The organism is Shimwellia pseudoproteus, from assembly GCF_016415625.1.
GTDB classification, from domain to species: domain Bacteria; phylum Pseudomonadota; class Gammaproteobacteria; order Enterobacterales; family Enterobacteriaceae; genus Shimwellia; species Shimwellia pseudoproteus.
In genome coordinates this window covers 187637-212349 of sequence record NZ_WBXP01000002.1, presented here as the reverse complement: position 1 = coordinate 212349, position 24713 = coordinate 187637, and the positions used below count along the sequence as shown (strand labels likewise).

Here is a 24713-nt window from a genome sequence, read left to right as displayed (position 1 = left end):
CACTATCGGCGAAGGTGAGTTGATGGCTCATGATGTCCCTCTGGGATGCGCTCCGGATGAATATGATGATCTCATATCAGGAACTTGTTCGCACCTTCCAAAATGCACTCAACAAAAAGGTGAATGGGCACATAAAGAAGCCATGCGTGGCAAGTAACGCATAGGAAAAACTACGGATGGATAAGAATAGTTAAACAGCCCCATTTACGGAGCTGTCTGGTGGCAAAAATTACCCCAAATCCCCACCGGCAACCGGCAGCACGGTGCCGTTAATATAACTGGCGTCATCGCTGGCGAGGAACAAAATCGCCGCCGCCTGTTCTGCCACTGAGCCATAGCGGTGCATCAGGCTGGTGGCGCAGGTCTGGTCTACCACCTGCTGGTACCACTGCTGCTCCTGCGGGCTGGGGACTTCGGTATTGCGCGGGGTCAGACGCGGTGCGGCATCTGTGCCACCCGGCGCGGTGGCATTAATGCGGATACCGGACTCAGCATATTCAAACGCCAGAGATTGAGTCAGGGCATTGACCCCGCCTTTTGCCGCCGAGTAAGGCACCCGGTTAACCCCGCGGGTCGCCACGGAGGAGACATTAACAATCACCCCCTGGCGGCGTTCCAGCATATAGGGCAGCACCGCCCGGCATCCCCATAATGTCGGGAACAGCGAGCGGCGAATCTCCGCCTCCACCTGGTGGGGCTGGTAGTCCGCATAAGGCCGCGCCCAGATGGTGCCACCGACATTATTGACCAGAATATCGATGCGCCCGTAGCGGTTGTGGGCTTCCGCAAATGCGGCCTCGGTATCCCCCCACTGTTCAAGATCCGCATTCAGGGCGAGGACATCAGCCCCCTGCTGGCGCAGACTGGTGGCCACCTCGTCCAGCCAGTGGGCGCGATCAATCAATACCAGCGTAGCGCCCTCGGCAGCAGCCCGCTCCGCCACGGCTTTACCGATACCCTGAGCGGCCCCGGTGATCACCATCACCCGATCTTCAAAACGACGTTGCTGCATGTTTTACCTCAGCGCTGGGGGGCAAATTTTTCATAATAAAAGTGGGCCGGTTCAATGCGCGCCACTTCCAGCCAGGACATAACCGCCTCAACCATCGGCGGCGGCCCGCACAGGTAAATGTCGACCTCACCGTGGTGTAATTGCTCGCTGAGCAAGTGATCCGTGACATACCCCTGGCAGCCGGTGGCGGTGTGCGGGTCCGCCACACAGACCTGATAACTGAACCCCGGCAGGCGGGTGACCAGATCGTCCAGTTGCGCCAGTTTCACCCGATCTTCATCGCGGTTCACGCCATACAGCAGGTGTACCGGATGCGCACAACCACTGACAGCCAGTTGCTCCAGCATCGAGAGGAACGGTGCCAGCCCGGTTCCCCCGGCCAGCATCACGATGGGGCGCTGTACCGGACGCAAATAAAAGCTGCCCAGCGGGCCCGCCAGTTTAAGGGGCTCTCCCGGCTGCGCCTGGCTAGTAAGATAGCCGCTCATCTTGCCATCCGGCACATTGCGCAACAGGAAGCTCAGCCGGGGGCTGCCGGGCACGGAGCTGAATGAATAGGCCCGCCAGGCATCACTGCCCGGGACCTGGATATTAATATACTGGCCGGGTAAAAAAGCGATTCCCGGCGCCGCAGTCAGGTTCAGTACCAGCTCAATGGCGCTGTCCGCCAGGGCCTCCACCCGCTCAATGGTGGCCGCAAACTGCTGATCCCCGGTTTTGCACAGGGTGGAGGCCATCGGGATCTGGATAACGCAATCCGATTCCGGCACCATCTGGCAGGTCAGGACCATGCCCTTCGCCTGCTCCTGTTCGGAGAGCGCCTCCTCGATATACTCATCGCCGAGGTCATAATCACCGGATTCACAGTGGCATTTACAGGTGCCGCATACCCCATCAGAGCAATCCATTGGCAGGTTAATTTTCTGCCGGTAGGCCGCATCCAGCACCTTCTCATTTTCATTACACAGGATGAAACGCGTGACGCCATCCTCAAAATTAAGCGCTACGTTGTACGCCATAGTCACCTCTAAATATGATAAATATCAATCACCTGATTGATATAGTCGTTGTTCAGCTGCACCACTTTTTTACTGATAACAAACCCGTTATCCCCCTGCTGTAATGTCAGGGTGGTATGGCCGAAAAACTGATCGGTTTTCTGGTAACGATGGCTGTATGTACACCAGTTATAACGCACGGAGACCGTCTCACCGTGCTGGGCAAGTATTTCGATATTGCTCAGCATATGGGTGGTGCGGGGCTCCGGGGTACTGGCCGCCGAACGCTCTGTTTTGATCCGGTATACCCGGTCTTCGAGGCCATCCCGGCAGCCGTAATAAATCAGCGAAATTTCCCGCTGGGGATCGGTGGTGAGCTGGTCATAATCCGTCCAGGCCGGCATCCAGTAAACCACCTCCGGGTGGTAACAGGTTAGCCAGTTGTCCCAGTCCCGATCGTCCAGCAGGCGGGCTTCCCGGTAGAGAAACTGAGCAACCTCTTGCAGTAACTGGCTCATTGCTGCTCCTCCCCGATGGCGTTTAACATCGCCTGCTGCCAGTGGTGGTGATGGGTAACGTAAAGCGCCTCATCTTCGGAGCGCGGGCCGCTCAGTTGCGGGCGGATCTCCATCATAGCGGCGTTTTCGTCGGCCCCTTCTACCCAGCGGGTCGCCCCGCGGCTCATGTCACTCCACGGTAAGTTGCCGGCCATATAGCCCTGCTGGCAGGCGCGGAACTCTTCCAGATCGTCTGGCGTGCCCATCCCGCTGACGTTGAAAAAGTCCTCATACTGGCGGATACGTAAAGTGCGCTCTTCGGCGCTTTCACCCCGGGGTGCAAAACAGAAAATGGTCACTTCCGTTTTGTCCACCGCCAGCGGCCGCACCACGCGGATCTGGGTGGAGAACTGATCCATAATGTAGACGTTGGGATAGAGGCACAGATTGCGGGTCTGGTTGACCATCAGGTCCGCCCGCTGTTCGCCAAACTGGGCGATCAGCCGCTCCCGGTGGCGGTATACCGGGCGAACTTCCGGGTTCAGCGCCTGGGTCCAGAGCAGCATATGGCCGTTTTCAAAACCATATACCCCACCGTTACTTTTCGACCAGCCGTTAGCGTCCACCGCATGGGTGGCATTGGCCTCATAGTTGCGGCGGGACATGGTAGAGGCGTAGTTCCAGTGCACCACGCTCACGTGGTAGCCGTCGGCGCCATTTTCCATCCCCAGTTTCCAGTTGCCTTCAAAGGTATAGCTGGAGGCGCCGGCCAGCACTTCCAGCCCTTCCGGAGCCTGATCGACAATCAGATCCAGCACCCGCAGCGTGTCCCCCAGGTACTCTTCGAGGGGCTGCACGTCGGCGCGCAGGCTGCCGAACAGGAAGCCTTTATAGCAGGTGAACTGCGGCATGGCCTTAAGATCGTGAGAGCCGTCTTTTTTAAAGCACGGCGGATATCCGCCGGTTTTCTCATCTTTCGCTTTCAGTAATTTACCGTTATTGCTGAAGGTCCATCCGTGAAACGGGCAGGTAAATGAGCTTTTATTCCCCGCCTTACGGCTGGCTAACATCGCCCCGCGGTGGGAGCAGCTGTTGATCAGCGCGTGCAGTTGGTTATCTTTATCCCGGGTGATCATGACCGGCTGGCGCCCGACGGTAATGGTGTAATAGTCACCCGGTTCCGGGATCTGGCTCTCGTGGGCCAGATATACCCAATTCCCCTCGAACAGGTGCTTCATTTCCAGTTCGAATAATTCAGGATCGGTAAAAATCCCCCGGTTGCACTGGTATATTCCAGCGTCTTTATCAATGATCAGCGCTTGCTCTACTTTCTTTTTCAGCGCAGAGGCAGACGACGAGAATGTCATGTTCATAGATGACCTCAGCAATAAACGGCTTAACAATAAATAATTAATCAGGCTTGCAGTGCGCGCGGGCGATTGCTGCGTAACTCTTGTTGATTATCGCTGGCGCGGCACAGAGTGAAATTAAAATTCACTTCGGTATGCGGCTGATTAATATCCCGCTGACTGGCAATTTGCGGATCGGTCACTTTAACCGGGTCGGCAATTAATCCATCACGGGTTGCAAACGCAAAATCGTCCCACAGATATTTATCACCATTAAGGTTTATCTGGGTGGTTAAATGTTTAAAACCAGGTGCGGAGATAAAAAAGTGAATATGGGCCGGGCGGTTCCCGTGGCGACCTAATTGATTCAGCAATGCCTGGGTTGGGCCATCCGGCGGGCAGCCATAGCCTGACGGAATAATACTGCGTACCGCATAGCGGCCATCCGCCCCGGTTTTAATCCGGCGGCGTAAATTATATTCGCTCTGGGATTTATCAAAGAACGAGTAGTTACCCAGGGTATTGGCATGCCAGACATCGACAATGGCATCGGCCACCGGGTTGCCGTCAATATCCGTAACCTGGCCGTGCAGCCACATGATTTCACCGTTGTCGCTGCCGTCATCCATCCGGGCGCTGTGCTGGCTCAGGGGGGCATTAGCCACATACAGCGGGCCTTCGATAGTGCGCGGTGTCCCCTGGGCATTACCTGCCTGGGCATCAATCGCATCGGCGCGCAGATCCAGATAATGTTCAATGCCCAAACCAGCGGCCAGCAAGGCGGTTTCTTTGCGCTCACCCAACAAATTAATATAATTAATTGCCTGCCAGAACTCTTCATCCGTCACATCAAACTGATCAATGGTGTCGCAGATATCGCGCATCACTTTCAGCATGATATTTTTAAACCGGGTATTACCGCCATCGTCATTCAGGCCGCTACTGATGGTCAGCAATGCATTCAGCTCACTTACAATATTTTTATTTACAGACATAGAAATGTCCTCTTGTAGAGTTAATTATGTATTGTAATGCTTTCAGTTTTTATCTATTACCGATCATCATCTTTTACTGATGACGGATGCCGGCATAATGGTGTTACAGAAATATCCATAAATGGATATAATGGCAAAGCCATTAAAATATTATGTAATTCTTCGTTATCGGCAACATCAAAGATGCTGACGTTGGCATACAGCCCGGCCACTCGCCAAATATGGCGCCATTTACCGTCACGCTGTAATTGCTGAGAATAGGCTTTCTCTTTTGCTTTCAGGGCGGCGGCCTGCTCTTCCGGGTAATCCAGCGGAATATTTACCGTCATATCGACTTTAAATAACATAATGTCATCCTCACTACCGGGCGTAATAATTTAATTTATCGTGGTCAATCTCAATCCCCAGCCCCGGGCCATCTGGCAGCGCGACACCGCCGTCGCTAAAGGTCAGTGGGCTGGCGATAATGTCATCTTTTAGCAACAGCGGGCCAAACATCTCGGTCCCCCACCGCATGCTGAGGGTGGACCAGGCGTGAAGCGAGGCCACCGTCCCGAGGCTGCCTTCCAGCATGGTGCCGCCATACAGGCTGATCCCCGCCCCCTGGGCCACATGGGCTAGCTTCAGCACCTGGGCCGGGCCACCGGCTTTGGCGATTTTCAGTGCCCAGGCACCGGTAAAGCCGCCGTTCACCAGCGCGACACTGTCTTGCAGCGTGGCGATGCTTTCATCGGCCAGCATCGGCACATCAAAGCGCTGGCTGAGGGCAATCAGATCCCGGTGGTTCCATAACGGCAGCGGTTGCTCAATCAGATCAATGCCACCGGCCTGTAACTCGCGAATACCTTTAACGGCGGCGGTCATATCCCAGGCCTGGTTGATATCGACCCGGACACTGACCTGCTCCCCCAGCGCCTGCTTAATGGCAATGGCGTGGCGGACATCATCCGCCAGTTCACCGGCACCGATTTTCAGTTTAAAGGTGTTATGGCGGCCTTCGGCCAGCAGGCGTTTGCCTTCATCAATATCGTTGGCGGTATTGCCGCTGGCCAGGGTCCAGAGCACCGGTAAACGCGGGTTGATCGCGCCCCCCAGTAAGGTGCTGACCGGCACCCCCAGCACTTTGCCCTGGGCATCAAGGAATGCCGTCTCCAGCGCCGATTTGGCAAACGTATTGCCCTTAACGCTGGCATTCATGGTCTTGCTGAGCGCTTCAACCCCGCTAAAGGTTTTGCCGCAAATCAGCGGGGCAAGGTAAGTGTCAATGGCAGAGCGGATCCCTTCCGGGCTTTCCGGGCCATAACTTAACCCCCCGATGGTGGTCGCCTCTCCCCAGCCAGAAACCCCGCCATTACAGGTCATTTCAATGATGGTCAGGGTTTGGCACCCCATGGTCGCCATCGACAGTTTGTGCGGGCGGATGGTGGGAATATCCACCAGCCAGCAGCGAATAGTTTCAATATTAAGCATCGATAACGCCCTGTTGTGTGAAAAATGCCAGCAGGGCCTGGGCAAACGCTGCCGGGCACTCCACGCTGGATAAATGCGATGCCGGCAGGGATATCTGCCGGGTATCCGGGGTCTGTTCCACCAGCCACTGCGCGTCGGCAACGGTGGTCACCGGGTCCTGCTCACCGGCAATGGCCAGCATCGGCCGGGTCATCAGCGCCGCCGTGGGGCGTAAATCCGCACGGGCCAGCACGTCACAACAAGCGGCATAGCCTGCCGGATCGCTCTGGCCCAGGGTGGTCAGCAGCGCGGTCACCGCCTCCGGATACTGCTGGATAAACCGGTCAGTAAACCAGCGGGCCGGTGTCCCCGCCACGATGGCCGCCATCCCGCTGTGGCGCACCTGTTCAGCCCGGGTGCGCCAGGCCTCTTCGTTGCCAATCCGGGCGGCGGTGTTAGCCACCGCCAGGCCGTGAAACCGCGCCCCGGCGTGCTGGTTGAGCCACATACCGGTCAGCCCACCCAGTGAAATACCGCAAAAGCAGGCCTGGCCGATATCCAGGTGATCCAGCAGATCCACCACATCCTGCCCCAGTTGGCCGAGGGTCAGCGCGGTATCGGGCAAGGCGGAGCCCCCGTGGCCGCGGGTGTTATACCGCAGCACCTGAAAATGGCGGCTCAGGGCCGGGATCAGCGGGTTCCACATCGACCAGGTGGTGCCCAGGGAATTGGACAACACCAGTACCGGTGCCCCCGGCTGGCCATCAACGATATATTCCACCATGCGCAACTCCTTATACCCGCTCAATGATCAGCGCAATACCCTGACCCACCCCGATGCACATGGTGCACAGGGCGTAACGCCCCTGCTGCTGGCGCAACTGCCAGGCCGCGTTCATCACCAGCCGGCCGCCGGAAGCCCCCAGCGGGTGGCCAAGGGCGATGGCGCCGCCGTTGGGGTTCACATGGGCGGCATCATCCGCCAGCCCCAGCGCCCGGGTAACGCTCAGGGCCTGGGCGGCGAACGCTTCGTTCAGTTCGATAACATCCATCTGGCCAAGGGTGAGCCCGGTCTGGTGCAGCACCTTCTCAACGGCCCCCACCGGGCCGTAACCCATGACGGTGGGCTCCAGCCCTGACACCGCCCCGCCAACAATCCGCGCCATCGGCTGTAAATCATGGCGTGAAAGCGCATTTTCACTGGCCAGTAACAGGGCGCAGGCGCCATCATTCAGGCCGGAGGCGTTACCTGCGGTAATCGATCCCTGGGGGGTCACCACCGGTTTGAGTTTGGCCAGCGCTTCTGCGGTGGTCGCCCGGGGATGTTCGTCTTTATCAAATAGGCGGTCTGGCTGGTTACGCCCGCCGGCCAGGGTGACCGGCGTGATCTGCGGCGCATAGAAACCCGCCTCCCAGGCCTGGGCGGTGCGCTGCTGGCTGCGCAGGGCAAAGGCGTCCTGATCTTCCCGGCTAATCTGGTATTTCTGGGCCAGGTTTTCCGCGGTCTGGGGCATGGTTTCCACCCCATACAGCGCCCGCATTTGCGGGTTGATAAACCGCCAGCCCATGGTGGTGTCTTCTAGTTGCATCTGGCGGCTCCAGGCGCTTTGTGCCTTGCCCATCACAAACGGTGCCCGGGTCATGCTTTCTACCCCGGCGGCGATCATCAGCTCGCTTTCGCCGCTTTTAATTGCCCGGCTGGCGGTGATCACCGCGTCCAGGCTGGAGCCGCACAGGCGGTTGATGGTGGTGCCGGGTACCGACACCGGCAGCCCGGCTAGCAGCAGCGCCATGCGCGCCACGTTGCGGTTATCTTCCCCGGCCTGGTTCGCGCAGCCGTAGATAACATCATCAATGGCGGCCAGATCCAGATGTGGGTAGCGGGCCAGCAGGCAGCGCAGCGGTAACGCGGCTAAATCGTCGGCGCGTACCGTGGATAAACTGCCGTTCAGACGGCCTATCGGGGTTCGTCTGGCATCACACAGAAAGGCATGAGGCATCGTTAGCCATCTCCAGTTCAAAAGTCAGTGCCACCGGGGTCACTTCCCGGAGATATTCCGGGGTCACATCACCAAAAATTTCCCGCACCACCAGCCCGCGGTCGGTCACATCCATCACCGCCATATCGCTATAGATACGGCTGATGCAGCCAATCCCGGTTAATGGATAATTGCAGTGCTTAACAATTTTGCACTGGCCTTTTTTGGTCAGATGTTCGGTCATCACAAACACCTGACGGGCACCGATGGCCAAATCCATCGCCCCGCCCACCGCCGGGATTGCCCCCGGTGCGCCGGTGCTCCAGTTGGCCAGATCCCCGCGTTCAGAAACCTGATAAGCCCCCAGCACGCAGATATCCAGGTGGCCGCCGCGCATCATGGCGAAAGAGTCCCCGTGGTGAAAATAGCAGCCGCCGGGCAGCAAGGTGACCGGTTGTTTCCCGGCGTTGATCAGCTCGGGATCTTCGCGCCCGGCTTCAGGGGCGGGCCCCATACCGAGAATGCCGTTTTCACTGTGGAGAAAAATCTCGCGGTCGGCGGGTAAATAGTTCGCTATCTGGGTGGGTAAGCCTATCCCCAGATTGACATAAGCCCCTTCGGGGATGTCCCGGGCAATACGCTCGGCCAGTTCCTGATGTGTTAATACGTTCATGATGCTTCCTCAGGCAGACAGCGGTAAACGCGTGGGGGTGACTTCCACCAGACGCTGAACAAAGATCCCCGGTGTGACCACCGTTTCAGGATCCAGCTCCCCAAGTGGCACCATCTCGCTAACCTGGGCAATGGTGCAGCGGGCCGCGGTGGCCATGATCGGCCCAAAATTACGCCCGGTTTTGTCATACACCAGATTACCCCAGCGATCGCCGCGTAAGGCTTTGATCAGGGCGTAATCGGCGTGCAACGGCATTTCCAGTACGTAGTGTTTGCCGTTAATTTCCCGGATTTCTTTGCCTTCGGCCAGCAAGGTACCGTAGCCGGTGGGGGTGAAAATCGCCCCTAATCCCGCCCCACCCGCCTGAATACGCGCGGCCAGATTCCCCTGGGGAACCAGCTCAAGCTCAACGTCCCCTTTGCGGTACAGCTCATCAAATACCCAGGAGTCCACCTGGCGCGGGAACGAGCACACCACTTTGCGTACGCATCCGGCTTTCAGCAGTGCCGCAAGACCATAATCGCCATTACCGGCGTTATTGCTGATCAGGGTTAACCCTTTCAGTTTGCGGGCGATTAGCGCATCCAGCAGTTCTGAAGGCTGGCCCGCCGGGCCAAAGCCCCCCACCATGATCACCGCGCCGTCCGGTATATCGGCAACGGCGGCATCCAGCGATTCGCGCTGTTTATTAATCATCACTCCCCCTGACATCATCACAACGACCTCTTGTGCAAATACACTAGAAGAGTGCAGACTGACTCTCAAGGGCGAATATCAAACACACGTGCGATTATCGGACATTGAGACAATTTTGTAATCAATTTGTGATGAGTGTTAAAAAATGGCATTTTGGCCCGCGACGCGGGTCATTTTGTGGGATGAAAATATAAGGCGTTAATAAAAAAGGTATTTATACGATTCAGGAACCGGCAAGTGTTAACGAAGAACTGAAACGCTTACACGAGATAAGCGGCCCGCAGGCCGACAGCTACAAAGGCGATCCCAATTTTATGGCCTCTCTGGCGCGGGGGCTGGAGGTTTTACAGGCGTTCACGCCGCTGCGCCACACCATGACCATCGCCCAGATAAGCCACAGTACCGGCATTCCCCGGGCGGCGGTGCGCCGCTGCCTGTATACCCTGAATGCGCTGGGGTTTGTCCACGCCCCGGATGGCCGCCACTTCAGCCTGCTGCCCCGGGTGCTGACCATTGGCTTTGCTTATCTGAACTCTTCTGAACTTGCGCGCGCTGCCCAAAACGCGATGGACTACCTGAGCAAGCAATTGAATGAGTCCTGCTCTGTGGCGATCCTCGATGGCGACAATATTCTCTATATCGCCCGGGCCTCAGTGAAACGGATAATGAAAGTCGATCTCGGCCGCGGCAGCCGCCTGCCGGCTTATGCCACCTCCATGGGCTGGGTACTGCTCAGTGATCTTAACCCCCCGGCGCTGGATGCCTACTTGCAGCGCACCGTGCTTGAGCCTTTTACCGAAAACACCGTCACCACCACCGAACAGCTCCGGGCCCAGCTGGACAATGTCCGCGCCCAGGGATATGCGATTAACGATCAGCAACTGGAGATGGGCCTGCGCTCAATGGCGGTGCCGATTCATTCCGCACGTACCCGTGGCGTAGTGGCGGCGATGAATATCGGGGTTAACGCCTCACAGTACAGTGTCAGCGAGCTGCGGGAACGCTTCCTGCCTCATTTGCAGAAAGCCGCCATGGACCTGGCGCTGTTGCTCTAGTGCCGGCACAGCGCCGGGGCTGAACTTCAGTCTATTTCACGGATCCTCATCAGCCTGGTATAGCCCGATAGGCTATGCTGCTGCCGCGCCCGCTTTTCGATGTCGGGCAACGGAGGGAATATGCCCGGCGATGAGACGCAACACCACCACAATCAGCAGTCGCGTGGCACCACCACGCCTACCCCCCATGATGCGCTCTTCCGGCAATTTCTCAGCCACCCGGAGACCGCGCGGGATTTTATGGCATTGCATCTGCCCCCGGCGTTACGGGATATCTGTGATCTCAATACGCTGGCGCTGGCTGCCGGAAGTTTTATTGAAGATAACTTGCGTCCGTTTTATAGCGATGTGCTCTATAGTCTTAAGACCCGCGACGGCGACGGTTATATCCATATTTTAGTTGAGCACCAGTCAACCCCCGATCGCCAGATGGCATTTCGCCTGATGCGTTATGCCGTCGCGATCATGCAGCGCCACCTGGAAGCCGGGCATCGACATATACCGCTAGTGATCCCTATCCTGTTTTATACCGGCAAACGCAGCCCTTACCCTTATTCAACCAACTGGCTGCACGGCTTTGCCAATCCGGCATTAGCACGCTCGCTGTACAGCAACGCCTTTTCACTGGTCGATGTTACGGTAATACCGGACGACACCATCATGGACCATCGCCATATGGCCGCCCTGACATTGATCCAAAAACATATCCACCAGCGCGATCTCGCCCTGCTGCTGGATAAAATCAGTGCCGTTTTACTGGTGGCGCCCCTGACAGGACAACAACTGATTTCGCTGATAAACTACGTAGTCATCGCTGGAAAAACACCCGATGCATCCGCATTTGTCCACGCGCTGGCTCAACGATTGCCTGCCTACAGGAGCAAACTCATGACTATCGCCGAGCAACTGGAATTAAAAGGCCGTAAAGAGGGCATCAAGGAAGGCATTAAAGAAGGTATTAAGGAAGGCATTAAGGAAGGTCTCGCAGAAGCCGCACTCAATATGCTGGCTCAGGGGTATAACCTTGAACAAATCAAGGCCGTGACCGGCCTGTCCAGTGATGAAATTGAACATCTCAAACACTAATGCCCCGGCTTATACCGCACAACTAACCCGTAGGCTGGCGCTACCGTCATACTGATCAACACCACATGCTGCGCCAGCCAAATCCCGCTTTAGGATCTCCCGCCAGGGTGTTCTGATGGCCGATATATTGCGTGCCCGGTCGCGCATTTTTACCAAAACGGTGATGCCCCTCAGGCCAAATGGCCCAACCTGGACTATGTTTTCCACATGATTTTATTGAAGTCCAGCATCTGGGCTTGAGAAGGGAGAATGTGTCATGACCGTCACCATAACAAAAAAACGCCCGGCGATAATAGCCACAGCCCTGCGCCTGGCCCTGGTCGGGCTGGTTATCAGCCCCCTGTATCCGGCTGCGTATGCCGCGGATGAAATCGCGATTACTCAGCCACAGGCGTGGCCCCAGTCCCCTGACGAGCTATTTGGCCCGCTGTTTACCGCCGTGCAGTCTGCGCAACTGTTCCCGGACCAGAAAACCTTTGTTGATGCGGTACCGCGCAGTGATCCATTGATGATCCTCGCGGACTACCGTATGCAGCGCAATCAATCCGGGTTCGATCTGAAACACTTTGTGGAGGTGAACTTCACGCTGCCCAAAGAAGGCGCCAAATATGTGCCGCCAAAGGGGGAAACCCTGCGCAAGCATATTGATAACCTCTGGCCGGTATTGACCCGCGCAACCCCACAGGCAGAGGCCTGGAGCTCCCTGCTTCCGCTGCCCAACCCCTATGTGGTGCCCGGCGGGCGCTTTCGCGAGGTGTACTACTGGGACAGCTATTTCACGATGCTGGGGCTGGCCGAAAGCGGCCATATGGATAGCGTGCGCAATATGGTCAATAACTTCGCCAGTGAAATTGACCAGTGGGGCCATATCCCCAACGGCAACCGCAGCTATTATCTGAGCCGCTCCCAGCCGCCGTTTTTCGCCTTAATGGTCGAGCTGCTCGCCCAGGGGGATGAAAAAACCCTCGGCCACTACCGCCCACAACTGGAAAAGGAATACCAATACTGGATGGCCGGTAGCGATAATCTGAAACCCGGTGAGGCCGGTGCCCGGGTGGTAAAAATGCAGGATGGCGCGATCCTCAACCGCTACTGGGATGACAAAAACACCCCGCGCCCCGAGTCCTGGCTTCAGGATATCAATACCGCCAAAAGCGATCCCGCCCGCCCGGCAACGGATATCTACCGCGACTTACGGTCCGCGGCGGCTTCGGGATGGGATTTCAGCTCCCGCTGGATGGACGATGCTAAAAAACTCAATACCATCCGCACCACCACCATTGTGCCGGTGGATCTGAATGCGCTGTTGTTCCAGTTGGAGAAAACCCTGTCCGCCGCCAGTAAAGCCACCGGGGATACCGCCGCCGCCCGGCACTACGATGAGCTGGCCAGTGCCCGCCAGCACGCCATGGAAAAATATCTGTGGAATGACAGTAAAGGCTGGTACGCCGATTACGATCTGAAAAAACATCAGGTTCGGGCGCAGCTCACCGCCGCGGCCCTTTTCCCGCTGTATGTGAAGGCGGCATCCAGCGATCGGGCGGCAAAAATGGGCCAGGCCGTGAAAAACCACCTGCTGCAACCCGGCGGGCTGGCAACCACGCTGGTACACAGCGGCCAGCAGTGGGATGCGCCAAATGGCTGGGCGCCGTTACAGTGGGTGGCCGTGCAGGGGCTGGTAAATTATCAGCAGCAGCCCCTGGCCAGCGAGGTGGCGCTGCGGTTCCTGACCAACGTGCAGCATACCTTTAACCAGCAACAGAAACTGGTTGAAAAGTATGACGTCTCTGGTACCGGAACCGGCGGAGGCGGCGGGGAGTATCCGTTGCAGGATGGCTTTGGCTGGAGTAACGGCGTGGCGCTGAAAATGCTGGATATGCTGTGTGGCAGTGATAAAACCTGTGACAATGCGCCGGCATCGTTACCGGCGGCAACCCCGGCACACAAATAACAGGCATAAAAAAACGGCCCCGCGGGGCCGTTTTTCAGCAACCTGTTTGGTGATTATTTGCGAACCATACGGAAGATAAACAGCACCACGATGGCACCAATAACCGCCGCAATAAAGCTGTGCATGTTAAATCCGCTGATCCCGTCACCCAGACCAAGGACTTTGGACAACCAGCCGCCGACCAGCGCCCCGACAATACCGAGGACAATGGTCATAAAGAAGCCACCGCCGTCTTTACCAGGCATAATCCATTTAGCAAGAATACCCGCAATAAGACCAAAGATGATCCAGGAGATAATACCCATTTATAACACCTCTTATTTATATCCAGCCACAAAAACACCGGGCAATAGCCCGTGACGTCAACAAACATCCAGCAGTGGCTTAAGTATAGGTACTATACGCCAAAAATGTGATCTATCCCGTTTGAGGATCATGACAATAGTTATTTTAAGGATTTTCTGACCGTTACGTGTTTTTTTTGCACAGCCTGAGCCGGGTATCGCCACAGAAAATACCGCAGCGGAATAAACGATTACCGGTCAGGAAAGCAGCCCGCGGGATAACGACTTTCCTGACCCACTACGCGGCGAAATAGCACGGTAAATTAGATAGCATCCATCGCCTGGGTTACTTTCCACAGATAACGCGGCGCCTGGGGCGCAGGATGATTATTGACAATATATTCCCGGAATTCATCCGGCGACATATCATTTATTTTTTCAATAGCGCTTTGGCGATTCGACGAGAACGTACGCAACAGCGCCCCGGCGCCATTGGCATAAGAAACAATAAGCGCATATTGCATGGTTTGCGGATCATTAATACCGGCCAGGATCCCGTGCTCAAGGATACTCAGATACGCCGTGCCGGTGGAGATATTGCGTTCAGGATTTTTCAGTTCGCTGTCGCTGGGCTGGCCGCGCCATCCCATATGACGCCAGACATCTTTCCCGGCGGTGGAGGCTTTGATCTGCATCAGCCCAATGGCGTTGGATTTACTGACAATCGTTGGGTTACCGCCTGATTCCACAGCAATAATTGCCGTGATTAACCGTGGGCTTACCCCCCACGCCTGCCCCGCTTGCTGGCTTATCGGCATCCAGCGCATGGCGCGCTGAGTGGGTTTTGTCGGATCCCAGGCAGGCTCGCGATAATCATGTTTCCCTGCACAGCCCGCCAGAAATAATGCCAGAATGATAAACCATCTGAATTTCACAACCTGTACCTTCCCCAAAACCCACGGCCTCCATAATGATGGATGACAACTGTAAATGTAACCGGCATGATAACTAATTCTTTTTGTAAGTCAGCAGGAATTATCCATGTCTTCCATTCATCTGATTGCCCCCTCCGGTTATTGTGTGCAGCAGGCCGCCGCCGCGCGCGGTATTGCGCGCTTAACCGCTGCCGGCCACGAGGTGTTTAATCAGGAGGTCGTCGCGCGTCGTTTTCAGCGTTTCGCCGGTAACGATAGCCAGCGACTGGCAGATATTAACCACCTCGCCCAGTTGCCAGACAGCGTTGATATTGCCCTGGCGGTACGCGGCGGCTACGGCGCCAGCCGGTTGCTGGACAGCATTGATTATGCCGCCATCGCCGGGCGGGTTGCCCGCCACCCGCTGGTTATCTGCGGCCACAGTGACTTTACCGCCATCCAGTGTGCCTTGCTCGCCACCACCGGGACCATCACCTGGAGCGGCCCGATGCTGTCGGCCAATTTTGGCGCAGAACAGCTCAGCGATTTTACCCTCTGGCACTTCTGGCGCGCCATTCATGAGCCGGAGTTCAGTTTCAGTTGGCCCGCGGCCGGCCAGCCCCTGGAGGCCAGCGGCACCTTGTGGGGCGGTAACCTCGCTATGCTGGTGTCGCTGCTCGGTACCCCGTGGTTCCCGAATATCGACGGCGGTATTCTGGTTATCGAGGATATTAACGAACATCCGTTCCGGATTGAGCGTTTACTACTGCAATTACATTATGCCGGTGTCCTGCGCCGTCAGCGGGCGATTATTTTAGGTAGTTTTAGCGGTAATACCCTTTCTGATTACGATGACGGCTACAATTTTACTGTCATGTGTGAGACAGTAAGCGCGCGCCTGGATATCCCTGTTATCAGTGGATTACCATTCGGCCATGAACCCGACACCCTGACGTTGCCAATGGGGGCCCGTGCGGTTATACACCACGACGGCAACCTTGCCAGCCTGACGGTATCTGGCCATCCGATTGTTGCGGCGTAATGGCGTGTAATAGATACCCTTCACCGCTGGCAGGAGGCCGGCGGTGGCTTTCGCGAATGAGCCATCTTTAGCAGGAGACAAATCAAGTTGGATACCGGGACGATCATTAGTTTATTTATTTTGGGTTCTGTACTGGTCACATTTAGTATTTTGCTCAGTTCTTTTTCTTCCCGGCTTGGTATTCCCATTCTTTTTATCTTTCTGGCCATCGGCATGCTGGCCGGGGTCGATGGTATTGGCGGGATCCCGTTTGATAACTATCCCTTCGCCTATCTGATCAGTAACCTGGCACTGGCGGTTATTCTGCTGGATGGCGGGATGCGTACCCAGGCAAGCTCCTTTAAGGTCGCCCTCGGCCCGGCGCTTTCGCTGGCGACGCTCGGGGTGCTGATTACCTCAGGCCTGACCGGTATGGCCGCGGCCTGGCTGTTTCATCTCGATCTGATTGAAGGCATGCTGATTGGCGCGATTGTCGGTTCAACGGATGCCGCTGCGGTGTTCTCGCTGCTGGGTGGTAAAGGGCTGAATGAGCGCGTCAGCTCAACCCTCGAGATCGAATCCGGTAGTAATGATCCGATGGCGGTCTTTTTAACCATTACCCTGATTGCCATGATCCAGCATCACGAAACCTCGCTGAGCTGGTCGTTCCTCGGGGATATCGTGCGCCAGTTTGGCCTCGGTATCGTGCTGGGGCTGGCCGGGGGCTGGCTTATTCAGCAGATGGTTAACCGCATTAGCCTGCCCCCCGGGCTGTATCCCTTGCTGGCCCTGAGCGGCGGGATTTTAGTCTTTGCGGTGACCACCGCCCTGGACGGCAGCGGTATTCTGGCGGTTTACCTGTGTGGTTTTCTGCTGGGTAACCGCCCGGTGCGTAACCGCCACGGCATCTTACAAACCTTTGACGGGCTGGCCTGGATGGCGCAGATCGGCATGTTCCTGGTGCTTGGCCTGTTGGTTAACCCCTCGGATCTGTTACCGATTGCCGTTCCGGCGCTGCTGCTGTCGCTGTGGATGATTTTCTTTGCCCGCCCGGTTTCCGTGCTGATCGGTCTGTTGCCCTTTCGTAATTTCACCTCCCGCGAGCGTATTTTTATCAGTTGGGTGGGGTTACGTGGCGCGGTGCCGATTATCCTCGCAGTGTTCCCGATGATGGCCGGGCTGGAGAACGCCCGCCTGTTCTTTAACGTGGCGTTTTTTGTGGTCCTGGTGTCACTGTTATTACAGGGCACCTCTCTGGGCTGGGCGGCGGGCCGGGCAAAAGTCATTATTCCCCCCATTGGCCACCCGATTTCCCGGGTGGGAATCGACGTTAACAGCAAAGGGAACTGGGAGCAGTTTGTCTACCAGCTCAGTGCGGATAAATGGTGTGTGGGCGCCGCGTTGCGCGACCTGCAAATGCCCGCCCAGACCCGTATCGCCGCGCTGTTTCGCGGAAATGAGCTCCTGCACCCCAGCGGCAGTACCCGGCTGCGCGAAAACGATGTGCTTTGTGTTATTGGCCATGAGCGGGATCTGCCGGTACTGGGCAAGCTGTTCAGCCAGACACCGCCGGTGGCGCTCGACCACCGTTTCTTTGGTGATTTTATTCTCGAAGCGGATGCCCAGCTCAGCGATCTGGCCGTGATTTACGGGCTGGATCTCAGCAGCCACCAGAACCTGCCGCACACCCTGGGTGAAATGCTGATGGAGAAACTGGGGGGGACCCCGGTGGTTGGTGACCAGTTAATCTTCGAGGGGATGGTGTGGACCGTGGCCGAGAAAGAAGACAATCTGGTGCGTAAAGTCGGGGTCCGGGTAGCGGAAAGCGAGGATATCTGATCCCTTCCCGCGCCAGCGCCCCTCTGGACGCTGCCGTTTTGCTCTGCGGTTTTGCTAATGTTTTACCACCACCGGTACCCGGGGCGCCTTGGCGCACATCAGCTCATAGCCTACCGTTCCGGCCGCCTGGGCCACCGCATCAATTTTAACGAGATTCCCCCACAGCTCTACCGGGCTACCAATGCCCGCCTGGGGGCACGGGGTGAGATCCACCGCCAGCATATCCATCGACACCATCCCGACAGTGCCGCTCATCACCCCTTCGACCGCCACCGGTGTGCTGTCCGGTGCGCAGCGGGGGTAGCCGTCCGCATAGCCCGCCGCCACAATGCCAATCCGCATCTCCCGGGGGGCCTGAAAACGGCTGCCATAGCCCACCCGCTCACCCGGCATCAGGTTTTGTACCCCGATAATGGCGCTATTAAAGGTCATCACCGGTTTCAGGCCGGTGTTGGCAATATCCTGCCAGTTACCGCTGGGGGACGCACCGTACAGGATGATCCCCGGGCGCACCCACTGGTGCTGGGTGTGGGGGTGCCACAGGGTGGCCGCCGAGTTAGCCAGCGAGCGCGGGGCGTCAATCTCCCCGGCAGCCAGCTCAATGCGGGTCATCGCCTGATCGACGCCGTCAGGCTTATCCGCATCGGCAAAGTGGGCCATCAGGGTAATCTCCCCGACATTGCTAATACGCCGCAGTTGCTGGTAAATCACCGCCACCCGCGACGGCGCAAACCCCAGCCGGTTCATACCACTGTTGATTTTCAGGTAAATATCCAGCGGCGCCTTGAGCCTGGCCTCCGCCAGGGCTTTGAGCTGCCAGTTGCTGTGCACGCTGGTGGTCAGCCGGTATTGATCGAACAGCGGCAGCTCATCGGCACTGAAAAACCCTTCCAGCATCAGGACTGGGCCTTTCCAGCCCGCCTCGCGCAGCAGGATAGCCTCTTCAATATTGAGCATCGCGAACCCGTCAGTCGCGCGCATGGTGGACCAGACATGGGCCAGCCCGTGACCGTAGGCGTTGGCCTTAACCACCGACCACACCCGGGCGGCGGGGGCGGCTTTGCGTACCACCTGGAGATTATTACGTAATGCGCCCAGATCCAGTTCGACTTTTGCGGGTCTTGTCATAATGGTGATGCTCTCCACTCAGCCATGGGCACTGTGTAAACGATGGGAATGATCCGCCGAAAAACCAGGCTGATAGCGGGCGACCGCCAGATCATCGCAGGGGATCGCCGGTGTCGTGCCGGAGACTAAATCGCTGAGCAACTGGCCAGAGCCACAGGCCATGGTCCAGCCCAGCGTGCCGTGTCCGGTATTGAGCCACAGGTTGCTCAGCGGGGTGCGGCCCACTATCGGGGTGCCGTCCGGGGTCATCGGTCTTAAACCGGTCCAGAAGGTAGCCTGGCTTATCTCTCCCCCGCGGGGATAGAGATCGCGTACCACCATTTCGAGGGTGGCCCGCCGTTTAGCCGGCAGCTCGCGATTAAACCCGACTATCTCAGCCATGCCGCCCACCCGGATGCGCTGATCAAAGCGGGTAATGGCAATTTTGTAGGTTTCATCCAGTACGGTAGAGACCGGCGCGCCGTCAGGATCGGTGATGGGGATAGTCAGGGAGTAGCCTTTTAGCGGATAGACCGGGATGCTGACCAGCCCTTTCAGCAACCCGGTGGACCAGGAGCCAAAGGCCATCACATAGGCATCCCCGCGGATCACTTCCCCGCCGCAGCGCACGCCGTTAATCTGGCGTCCATCATGGATAAGCTCGCTCACCGCGGTGTTAAACCGGAAGGTGACCCCGGCCTGCTCCGCCAGGTGGGCCAGGTTGCGGGTAAACAGCTGGCAATCTCCGGTTTCATCATTGGGCAGCCGCAGGCCCCCGGTCAGTTTATGGGCCACTCCGGCCAGGGCGGGTTCAACCTGGCCCAGCTCGCCAGACGCCAGCAACTGGTACGGCACCCCGGCCTCTTTTAAGACCTCGATATCCCGGTAGGCGTTTTCAAACTGCTGGGCGGTGCGAAATAGCTGGAGCGTACCGCCCTGGCGACCTTCGTAGTGGATGCCGGTAGTATCCCGTAAGGTTTTCAGGCAGTCGCGGCTGTACTCCGCCAGCCGCACCATGCGGCTTTTGTTTTCCTGATAATGCCGGGTATCGCAGTTACGCAGCATCTGCCACATCCAGCGCAGCTGGAAGCCACTGCCGTCAAGGCTTATCGCCAGCGGAGCATGGCGCTGGAACATCCATTTGATGGCTTTCAGCGGGATGCCCGGCGCAGCCCAGGGGGCGGCATAGCCCGGTGAAATTTGCCCGGCATTGGCGGCGCTGGTCTCCAGCGCCGGCCCCGCTTCCCGTTCGATTACCGTGACATCGTGACCCGCCTGACGTAAATACCAGGCACTGGTTACCCCTACTACCCCACTTCCTAAGACCACCACTCGCATAGCCGCACTCCGGTTAAGCAAAAGAATAATCATCTGATTACAAATTGATAACTCAGACGAAAATATTATTCAACATACGAGTTTATTATGGTGATAGCTTTCACAAAACGCTGTTATTGCAGGATATCGGGGAAAACAGCACCTTGTGCTTTGCCTGATTAACTGCCAGTGAAAAATAGTGATAATCCGTGATTAATCCATCATTTTGCGCAGCTAACTCCGGGGAAATTTTTTTGCTAAACGGCATGATTTATAACAGCTGTTCTATGCTTGGTATGAGGCTTTCCATAAAGAGAGGGCCAACAACAATGAGGGCGCGCTGATGGCTACCGAAACTGATTCCGTGATCAGGGAGAGTAAACGTCTGAGTGATGGACCTGACTGGACGTTCGACTTGCTGGATACCTATCTGGCAGAAATTGACCGGGTTGCCAGGCTCTACCGGCTGGATACCTATCCGCATCAAATTGAGGTGATCACCTCTGAGCAGATGATGGACGCCTACTCCAGCGTTGGGATGCCAATCAATTACCCTCACTGGTCGTTCGGTAAAAAATTTATCGAAACCGAGCGGATGTACAAACACGGCCAGCAGGGCCTGGCCTATGAGATTGTCATCAATTCCAACCCCTGTATTGCCTACCTGATGGAAGAGAACACCATCACTATGCAGGCGCTGGTCATGGCCCACGCCTGCTATGGGCATAACTCGTTTTTTAAAAATAACTACCTGTTCCGTAGCTGGACTGACGCCAGCTCCATCGTCGATTATCTGCTGTTTGCCCGCAAGTATATTACCGACTGTGAAGAGCGCTATGGGGTTGATGAGGTCGAACGCCTGCTGGACTCCTGCCACGCCCTGATGAATTACGGGGTGGACCGCTACAAACGGCCACAAAAAATCTCCCTCCAGGAGGAGACTGCGCGCCAGAAAAGCCGCGAGGAGTATCTGCAAAGCCAGGTGAATATGCTGTGGCGCACCCTGCCGCGCCGTGAGGAGGAGAAACTGGCGGAAGTGGCGCACCGCTTCCCCTCTGAGCCCCAGGAAAACTTGCTCTATTTTATGGAGAAAAACGCCCCGCTGCTGGAGCCGTGGCAGCGTGAGATCCTGCGAATTGTGCGTAAGGTAAGCCAATATTTCTACCCCCAGAAGCAGACCCAGGTCATGAACGAGGGCTGGGCCACATTCTGGCACTACACCATTCTCAACCACCTGTATGACGAGGGCAAAGTCACCGACCGGTTTATGCTGGAGTTCCTGCACAGCCACACCAATGTGGTGTACCAGCCCCCCTATAACAGCCCCTGGTATAGCGGGATAAACCCGTACGCCCTCGGATTTGCCATGTTCCAGGACATCAAGCGCATTTGCCAGACCCCCACCGAGGAGGATCGCTACTGGTTCCCGGATATTGCCGGAAAAGACTGGCTGGAGACGCTGCACTTCGCAATGCGCGATTTTAAAGACGAAAGCTTTATCAGCCAGTTCTTGTCGCCCAAATTAATGCGTGATTTCCGCTTTTTTACCGTGCTGGATGACGATCGCCATAACTATCTGGAGATTTCCGCGATTCATAACGAAGACGGTTACCGCGAGATCCGCAATCAGCTGTCCGCCCAGTATAATCTGAGCAATCTGGAGCCGAATATTCAGGTCTGGAATGTCAATTTACGCGGCGACCGCGGGCTGACCCTGCGCTATATCCCCCATAACCGCGCACCGCTGGATAAAGGCCGCCGGGAGGTGCTGAAACATGTCCACCGGCTGTGGGGCTTTGATGTTATCCTTGAGCAGCAAAACGAAGATGGCAGCGTGGAGTTGCTGGAGCGCTGCCCGCCGCGGATGAATAACCTGTAATACAGTGGTGCCCGCCATTACGCAAACGGCCCCTTTCGGGGCCGTTTTGCTGATACTGATTGTGCCGTCCGGGTATCAGACCTGGCGCGGCGCCAGCTCCCCGGTGAGGGTCTTTTGCATCCGGTGCCAGATATCACCGCTGTCGCGGCCATAGCAGCGGACCACGTCATAGACCTGATCGTATAACCCTTCCTGGCATAACTTCGCCAGCCGGTGGTAGAACCCCAGCGCCAGGCTGCGCGCCTCGGGATTGGCAAAATAGTTGCGCCCGATGCGGGTGTACAGCCCCTTCATCCCGTTAAGGATCAAGCCATAAATAGGGTTACCGGACGCAAACGCCAGACCGCGAAAAATATTGTAGTCCAGCTCCGCAAAGGCATCTGCGTGGTCTTCGACTTCACTGGCCACCGCCAGCACTTCCGCGGCTTTGTCAGGGTGCTGGCGGAACGCGGTGCGGATAAAAATAGTGGCAATGTTGGTGCGCACGGACAGCAGATTATCAATCAGCTGCGGCACACTGTCATGGTCGAGACGCGCCAGCGTCTCAAGAATATTAAGCCCGGAGGTTTCCCAAAAGTTATTCACTTTGGTCGGCTTACCGTGCTGAATGGTTAACCAGCCGTCGCGGGCGAGGCGCTGCAAGACTTCACGCAGCGTGGTGCGCGTTACACCGATCAATTCTGAAAGTTCACGTTCTGCTGGCAGGATCGTTCCAGGGGCGAAACGATTATTCCAGATGCTTTCAATAATATACTCTTCCGCGAAACCCGCAGGGCTTTGCGCCTTAATGACCATAGACTGCTTCCATAAACTGACGTTTTGAAAAATTCACTCATCATACCAGATATGCTTCAGAGGCAGATAGCATCAGCACGGGCAAAAACGAGATCGCCATTGGGTTTTCGCCACCCTGGCACCACGAGCGGTTGATTTTCCACCACTTGCCTAACCCTTTCCGCTCCCGTATCCTGCGATGTCGGGCTGGATTAACAACTTGTGACGAAAGAAGTAAACATACATGGATATTTCAATAAGCCGCGCGCTGTACCGGAACTTTCTCGGACAGTCGCCGGACTGGTATAAGCTGACGCTGATTATTTTCCTGATAGTAAACCCGCTGATTTTTTATTTCGTCAGCCCCTTCCTGGCGGGCTGGGTACTGGTAGCGGAGTTTATTTTTACCCTCGCCATGGCGTTAACCTGTTACCCATTGCTCCCCGGCGGGCTGCTGGCCGTTGAAGCGGTCTTTATTGGCATGACCTCGGCGGAGCATATCCGCGCAGAACTCGCCAGCAACCTTGAAGTGCTGCTGCTACTGATGTTTATGGTGGCCGGTATCTTCTTTATGAAACAGCTGCTGCTGTTTATCTTCACCAAATTGCTTCTGGGGATCCGCTCTAAAGCGTTACTGTCGCTCTCTTTTTGCCTGGCGGCGGCGTTTTTATCGGCCTTTCTTGATGCCCTGACCGTGGTCGCGGTGGTTATCAGTGTAGCGCTGGGCTTTTACGGGATTTATCACAAGGTGGTATCGAACCCGGACGATCCCGCCGACGAAGATATCCTCGATGACAGCCATATTCGCCGTAATAATAAAGAAATCCTTGAACAGTTCCGGGCCTTTTTACGCAGCCTGATGATGCACGCCGGTGTCGGGACCGCGCTGGGTGGTGTGATGACCATGGTCGGAGAGCCGCAAAACCTGATTATCGCCAAAGCATCCGGCTGGCACTTCGGGGAGTTTTTTCTGCGTATGATGCCGGTCACCGTGCCGGTGTTTATTTGCGGGCTTATCACCTGTGTGTTGCTGGAGCGCACCAAAGCATTTGGCTACGGCGCAACCCTGCCCAACCGGGTACGGGTGATTTTGCGGCGTTATGATCAGCGCAGCAGCGCTAAGCGTACCCGCCAGGATAACCTCAAGCTGGCGGTCCAGGGGGTGATTGCGGTCTGGCTGATTATCGCGCTGGCGATGCACCTGGCGGAAGCTGGGCTGATTGGCCTGACTATCATTATCTTTGCTACCTCGCTGTGTGGGGTGACGGACGAGCACACCATCGGTAAAGCCTTCACCGAAGCGCTGCCTTTTACCGCCTTGCTGGCGGTGTTCTTTTCCATTGTGGCGGTGATTGTCGATCAACAGCTGTTCTCTCCGCTGATCCACTTTGTGCTCAATGCCGCACCACACGCGCAACTGTCGTTGTTCTATCTGTGCAACGGGCTGCTGTCCTCGATTTCAGATAATGTGTTTGTCGGTACGATATACATTAACGAAGCGCGCCACGCGCTGGAGCAAGGCACCATCACCCTTGGGCAGTACGAAATGCTGGCAGTGGCCACCAATACCGGGACCAACCTGCCTTCCGTTGCCACCCCTAATGGTCAGGCGGCATTCCTGTTCCTGCTCACCTCAGCACTGGCGCCGTTGATTCGCCTGTCCTATGGGCGCATGGTGTGGATGGCGCTGCCGTATACCATTGTGCTGACTCTGGTGGGGCTGTTCTGTGTAGAAGTCACGCTGATGCCCGCCACCGAATGGATGGATAAGCTCGGCTGGCTGATCAATCATCCGATTGACGGGATCACTAAGTAGTACCAGGGCCGGTAGCGGTCAT

23 protein-coding genes are annotated in these 24713 nt (G+C 56.7%); 7 read left to right on the top strand and 16 right to left on the bottom strand.

Features of this window, described 5'->3' with window-relative positions:
• Positions 1-229 precede the first annotated feature (229 nt).
• From benD to F9C28_RS02180, 11 genes are read right to left on the bottom strand one after another with little or no spacing between them, the layout of a single operon-like run.
• A complete protein-coding gene (benD, locus tag F9C28_RS02230) occupies positions 230-1012 on the bottom strand; it encodes a benzoate diol dehydrogenase BenD (RefSeq protein ID WP_199013468.1) in 783 nt (260 codons plus the stop codon).
• 8 nt (positions 1013-1020) lie between these two features.
• Positions 1021-2031: a benzoate 1,2-dioxygenase electron transfer component BenC gene (gene benC, locus F9C28_RS02225; RefSeq protein WP_199013467.1), complete on the bottom strand. Its 1011-nt coding sequence runs from the start codon at positions 2029-2031 to the stop codon at positions 1021-1023.
• Between the two features lie 8 nt (positions 2032-2039).
• Positions 2040-2528, bottom strand: coding sequence for a benzoate 1,2-dioxygenase small subunit (benB, locus tag F9C28_RS02220; RefSeq protein WP_199013466.1), 489 nt, complete (start codon positions 2526-2528; stop codon positions 2040-2042).
• A complete protein-coding gene (locus F9C28_RS02215) occupies positions 2525-3874 on the bottom strand; it encodes a Rieske 2Fe-2S domain-containing protein (RefSeq protein ID WP_199013480.1) in 1350 nt (449 codons plus the stop codon). Before F9C28_RS02215 ends, benB begins: the two co-directional genes overlap by 4 nt.
• A 47-nt stretch (positions 3875-3921) precedes the next feature.
• A complete protein-coding gene (gene catA, locus F9C28_RS02210) occupies positions 3922-4851 on the bottom strand; it encodes a catechol 1,2-dioxygenase (protein WP_199013465.1) in 930 nt (309 codons plus the stop codon).
• Positions 4852-4907: 56 nt separating this feature from the next.
• Positions 4908-5198 carry a muconolactone Delta-isomerase gene (catC, locus tag F9C28_RS02205; RefSeq protein ID WP_199013464.1) on the bottom strand — a complete coding sequence of 97 codons (291 nt, stop codon included), beginning with the start codon at positions 5196-5198 and terminating at the stop codon, positions 4908-4910.
• 13 nt (positions 5199-5211) lie between these two features.
• Positions 5212-6321: a muconate cycloisomerase family protein gene (locus tag F9C28_RS02200; protein WP_199013463.1), complete on the bottom strand. Its 1110-nt coding sequence runs from the start codon at positions 6319-6321 to the stop codon at positions 5212-5214.
• Positions 6314-7084 carry a 3-oxoadipate enol-lactonase gene (pcaD, locus tag F9C28_RS02195; protein WP_199013462.1) on the bottom strand — a complete coding sequence of 257 codons (771 nt, stop codon included), beginning with the start codon at positions 7082-7084 and terminating at the stop codon, positions 6314-6316. The genes F9C28_RS02200 and pcaD overlap by 8 nt, the downstream gene beginning before the upstream one ends.
• 10 nt (positions 7085-7094) lie before the next feature.
• Positions 7095-8300: a 3-oxoadipyl-CoA thiolase gene (gene pcaF / locus F9C28_RS02190; RefSeq protein WP_199013461.1), complete on the bottom strand. Its 1206-nt coding sequence runs from the start codon at positions 8298-8300 to the stop codon at positions 7095-7097.
• Positions 8278-8952: a 3-oxoacid CoA-transferase subunit B gene (locus F9C28_RS02185; RefSeq protein ID WP_199013460.1), complete on the bottom strand. Its 675-nt coding sequence runs from the start codon at positions 8950-8952 to the stop codon at positions 8278-8280. Before F9C28_RS02185 ends, pcaF begins: the two co-directional genes overlap by 23 nt.
• 9 nt (positions 8953-8961) lie before the next feature.
• Positions 8962-9648: a 3-oxoacid CoA-transferase subunit A gene (locus F9C28_RS02180; protein ID WP_199013459.1), complete on the bottom strand. Its 687-nt coding sequence runs from the start codon at positions 9646-9648 to the stop codon at positions 8962-8964.
• Positions 9649-9962: 314 nt separating this feature from the next.
• Here F9C28_RS02180 and F9C28_RS02175 point away from each other — a divergent pair, with 314 nt between their 5' ends.
• From F9C28_RS02175 to treA, 3 genes are all read left to right on the top strand, one after another.
• A complete protein-coding gene (locus F9C28_RS02175; RefSeq protein ID WP_408641430.1) occupies positions 9963-10703 on the top strand; it encodes an IclR family transcriptional regulator domain-containing protein in 741 nt (246 codons plus the stop codon).
• A gap of 120 nt (positions 10704-10823) precedes the next feature.
• On the top strand, positions 10824-11789 hold the full coding sequence (locus F9C28_RS02170) for an Rpn family recombination-promoting nuclease/putative transposase (RefSeq protein ID WP_199013458.1): 966 nt from the start codon (positions 10824-10826) through the stop codon (positions 11787-11789).
• Between the two features lie 256 nt (positions 11790-12045).
• A complete protein-coding gene (gene treA / locus F9C28_RS02165) occupies positions 12046-13740 on the top strand; it encodes an alpha,alpha-trehalase TreA (RefSeq protein ID WP_199013457.1) in 1695 nt (564 codons plus the stop codon).
• A gap of 53 nt (positions 13741-13793) precedes the next feature.
• Here treA and F9C28_RS02160 read toward each other — a convergent pair whose 3' ends face one another.
• Together F9C28_RS02160 and emtA are read right to left on the bottom strand one after the other, a co-directional pair.
• Positions 13794-14045, bottom strand: a complete 252-nt coding sequence (locus tag F9C28_RS02160) for a GlsB/YeaQ/YmgE family stress response membrane protein (RefSeq protein WP_199013456.1) — start codon at positions 14043-14045, stop codon at positions 13794-13796.
• 302 nt (positions 14046-14347) lie between these two features.
• The gene (emtA, locus tag F9C28_RS02155) at positions 14348-14959 is read right to left on the bottom strand and encodes a membrane-bound lytic murein transglycosylase EmtA (RefSeq protein WP_199013455.1); all 612 of its coding nucleotides are present in this window, start codon (positions 14957-14959) and stop codon (positions 14348-14350) included.
• Between the two features lie 106 nt (positions 14960-15065).
• Between emtA and ldcA the strand changes: the two genes are divergently transcribed.
• Both ldcA and F9C28_RS02145 read left to right on the top strand, forming a co-directional pair.
• Complete coding sequence (ldcA, locus tag F9C28_RS02150; protein WP_199013454.1) at positions 15066-15980, top strand: muramoyltetrapeptide carboxypeptidase; 915 nt, start codon at positions 15066-15068, stop codon at positions 15978-15980.
• Positions 15981-16067: 87 nt separating this feature from the next.
• Positions 16068-17798 (top strand): potassium/proton antiporter, encoded by a 1731-nt coding sequence (locus tag F9C28_RS02145; RefSeq protein ID WP_199013453.1) that lies wholly within the window; start codon positions 16068-16070, stop codon positions 17796-17798.
• 54 nt (positions 17799-17852) lie between these two features.
• On the opposite strand, the gene dadX is transcribed toward F9C28_RS02145, so the two are convergent.
• Both dadX and F9C28_RS02135 read right to left on the bottom strand, forming a co-directional pair.
• Positions 17853-18926, bottom strand: a complete 1074-nt coding sequence (gene dadX / locus F9C28_RS02140) for a catabolic alanine racemase DadX (protein WP_199013452.1) — start codon at positions 18924-18926, stop codon at positions 17853-17855.
• A gap of 18 nt (positions 18927-18944) precedes the next feature.
• Positions 18945-20243, bottom strand: coding sequence for a D-amino acid dehydrogenase (locus F9C28_RS02135; protein ID WP_199013451.1), 1299 nt, complete (start codon positions 20241-20243; stop codon positions 18945-18947).
• Between the two features lie 322 nt (positions 20244-20565).
• Between F9C28_RS02135 and F9C28_RS02130 the strand changes: the two genes are divergently transcribed.
• A complete protein-coding gene (locus F9C28_RS02130) occupies positions 20566-22101 on the top strand; it encodes a SpoVR family protein (RefSeq protein WP_199013450.1) in 1536 nt (511 codons plus the stop codon).
• Positions 22102-22176: 75 nt separating this feature from the next.
• Here F9C28_RS02130 and fadR read toward each other — a convergent pair whose 3' ends face one another.
• Entirely contained in the window at positions 22177-22896 is a 720-nt protein-coding gene (fadR, locus tag F9C28_RS02125; protein ID WP_199013449.1) for a fatty acid metabolism transcriptional regulator FadR, read from the bottom strand.
• Positions 22897-23119: 223 nt separating this feature from the next.
• Here fadR and nhaB point away from each other — a divergent pair, with 223 nt between their 5' ends.
• Positions 23120-24691, top strand: a complete 1572-nt coding sequence (gene nhaB, locus F9C28_RS02120) for a Na(+)/H(+) antiporter NhaB (protein WP_199013448.1) — start codon at positions 23120-23122, stop codon at positions 24689-24691.
• Positions 24692-24713: the final 22 nt, after the last annotated feature.

Coding starts and splice junctions, on each gene's coding strand:
- F9C28_RS02170 (WP_199013458.1), top strand. CDS start 10,824: ATGCCCGGCGATGAGACGCAACACCACCACAATCAGCAGTCGCGTGGC.
- F9C28_RS02215 (WP_199013480.1), bottom strand. CDS start 3,874: ATGACATTCTCGTCGTCTGCCTCTGCGCTGAAAAAGAAAGTAGAGCAA.
- F9C28_RS02180 (WP_199013459.1), bottom strand. CDS start 9,648: ATGATTAATAAACAGCGCGAATCGCTGGATGCCGCCGTTGCCGATATA.
- nhaB (WP_199013448.1), top strand. CDS start 23,120: ATGGATATTTCAATAAGCCGCGCGCTGTACCGGAACTTTCTCGGACAG.
- F9C28_RS02200 (WP_199013463.1), bottom strand. CDS start 6,321: ATGCTTAATATTGAAACTATTCGCTGCTGGCTGGTGGATATTCCCACC.
- benD (WP_199013468.1), bottom strand. CDS start 1,012: ATGCAGCAACGTCGTTTTGAAGATCGGGTGATGGTGATCACCGGGGCC.
- benB (WP_199013466.1), bottom strand. CDS start 2,528: ATGAGCCAGTTACTGCAAGAGGTTGCTCAGTTTCTCTACCGGGAAGCC.
- fadR (WP_199013449.1), bottom strand. CDS start 22,896: ATGGTCATTAAGGCGCAAAGCCCTGCGGGTTTCGCGGAAGAGTATATT.
- catA (WP_199013465.1), bottom strand. CDS start 4,851: ATGTCTGTAAATAAAAATATTGTAAGTGAGCTGAATGCATTGCTGACC.
- ldcA (WP_199013454.1), top strand. CDS start 15,066: ATGTCTTCCATTCATCTGATTGCCCCCTCCGGTTATTGTGTGCAGCAG.
- pcaF (WP_199013461.1), bottom strand. CDS start 8,300: ATGCCTCATGCCTTTCTGTGTGATGCCAGACGAACCCCGATAGGCCGT.
- F9C28_RS02160 (WP_199013456.1), bottom strand. CDS start 14,045: ATGGGTATTATCTCCTGGATCATCTTTGGTCTTATTGCGGGTATTCTT.
- F9C28_RS02185 (WP_199013460.1), bottom strand. CDS start 8,952: ATGAACGTATTAACACATCAGGAACTGGCCGAGCGTATTGCCCGGGAC.
- F9C28_RS02135 (WP_199013451.1), bottom strand. CDS start 20,243: ATGCGAGTGGTGGTCTTAGGAAGTGGGGTAGTAGGGGTAACCAGTGCC.
- F9C28_RS02130 (WP_199013450.1), top strand. CDS start 20,566: ATGGCTACCGAAACTGATTCCGTGATCAGGGAGAGTAAACGTCTGAGT.
- catC (WP_199013464.1), bottom strand. CDS start 5,198: ATGTTATTTAAAGTCGATATGACGGTAAATATTCCGCTGGATTACCCG.
- pcaD (WP_199013462.1), bottom strand. CDS start 7,084: ATGGTGGAATATATCGTTGATGGCCAGCCGGGGGCACCGGTACTGGTG.
- treA (WP_199013457.1), top strand. CDS start 12,046: ATGACCGTCACCATAACAAAAAAACGCCCGGCGATAATAGCCACAGCC.
- F9C28_RS02175 (WP_408641430.1), top strand. CDS start 9,963: ATGGCCTCTCTGGCGCGGGGGCTGGAGGTTTTACAGGCGTTCACGCCG.
- benC (WP_199013467.1), bottom strand. CDS start 2,031: ATGGCGTACAACGTAGCGCTTAATTTTGAGGATGGCGTCACGCGTTTC.
- dadX (WP_199013452.1), bottom strand. CDS start 18,926: ATGACAAGACCCGCAAAAGTCGAACTGGATCTGGGCGCATTACGTAAT.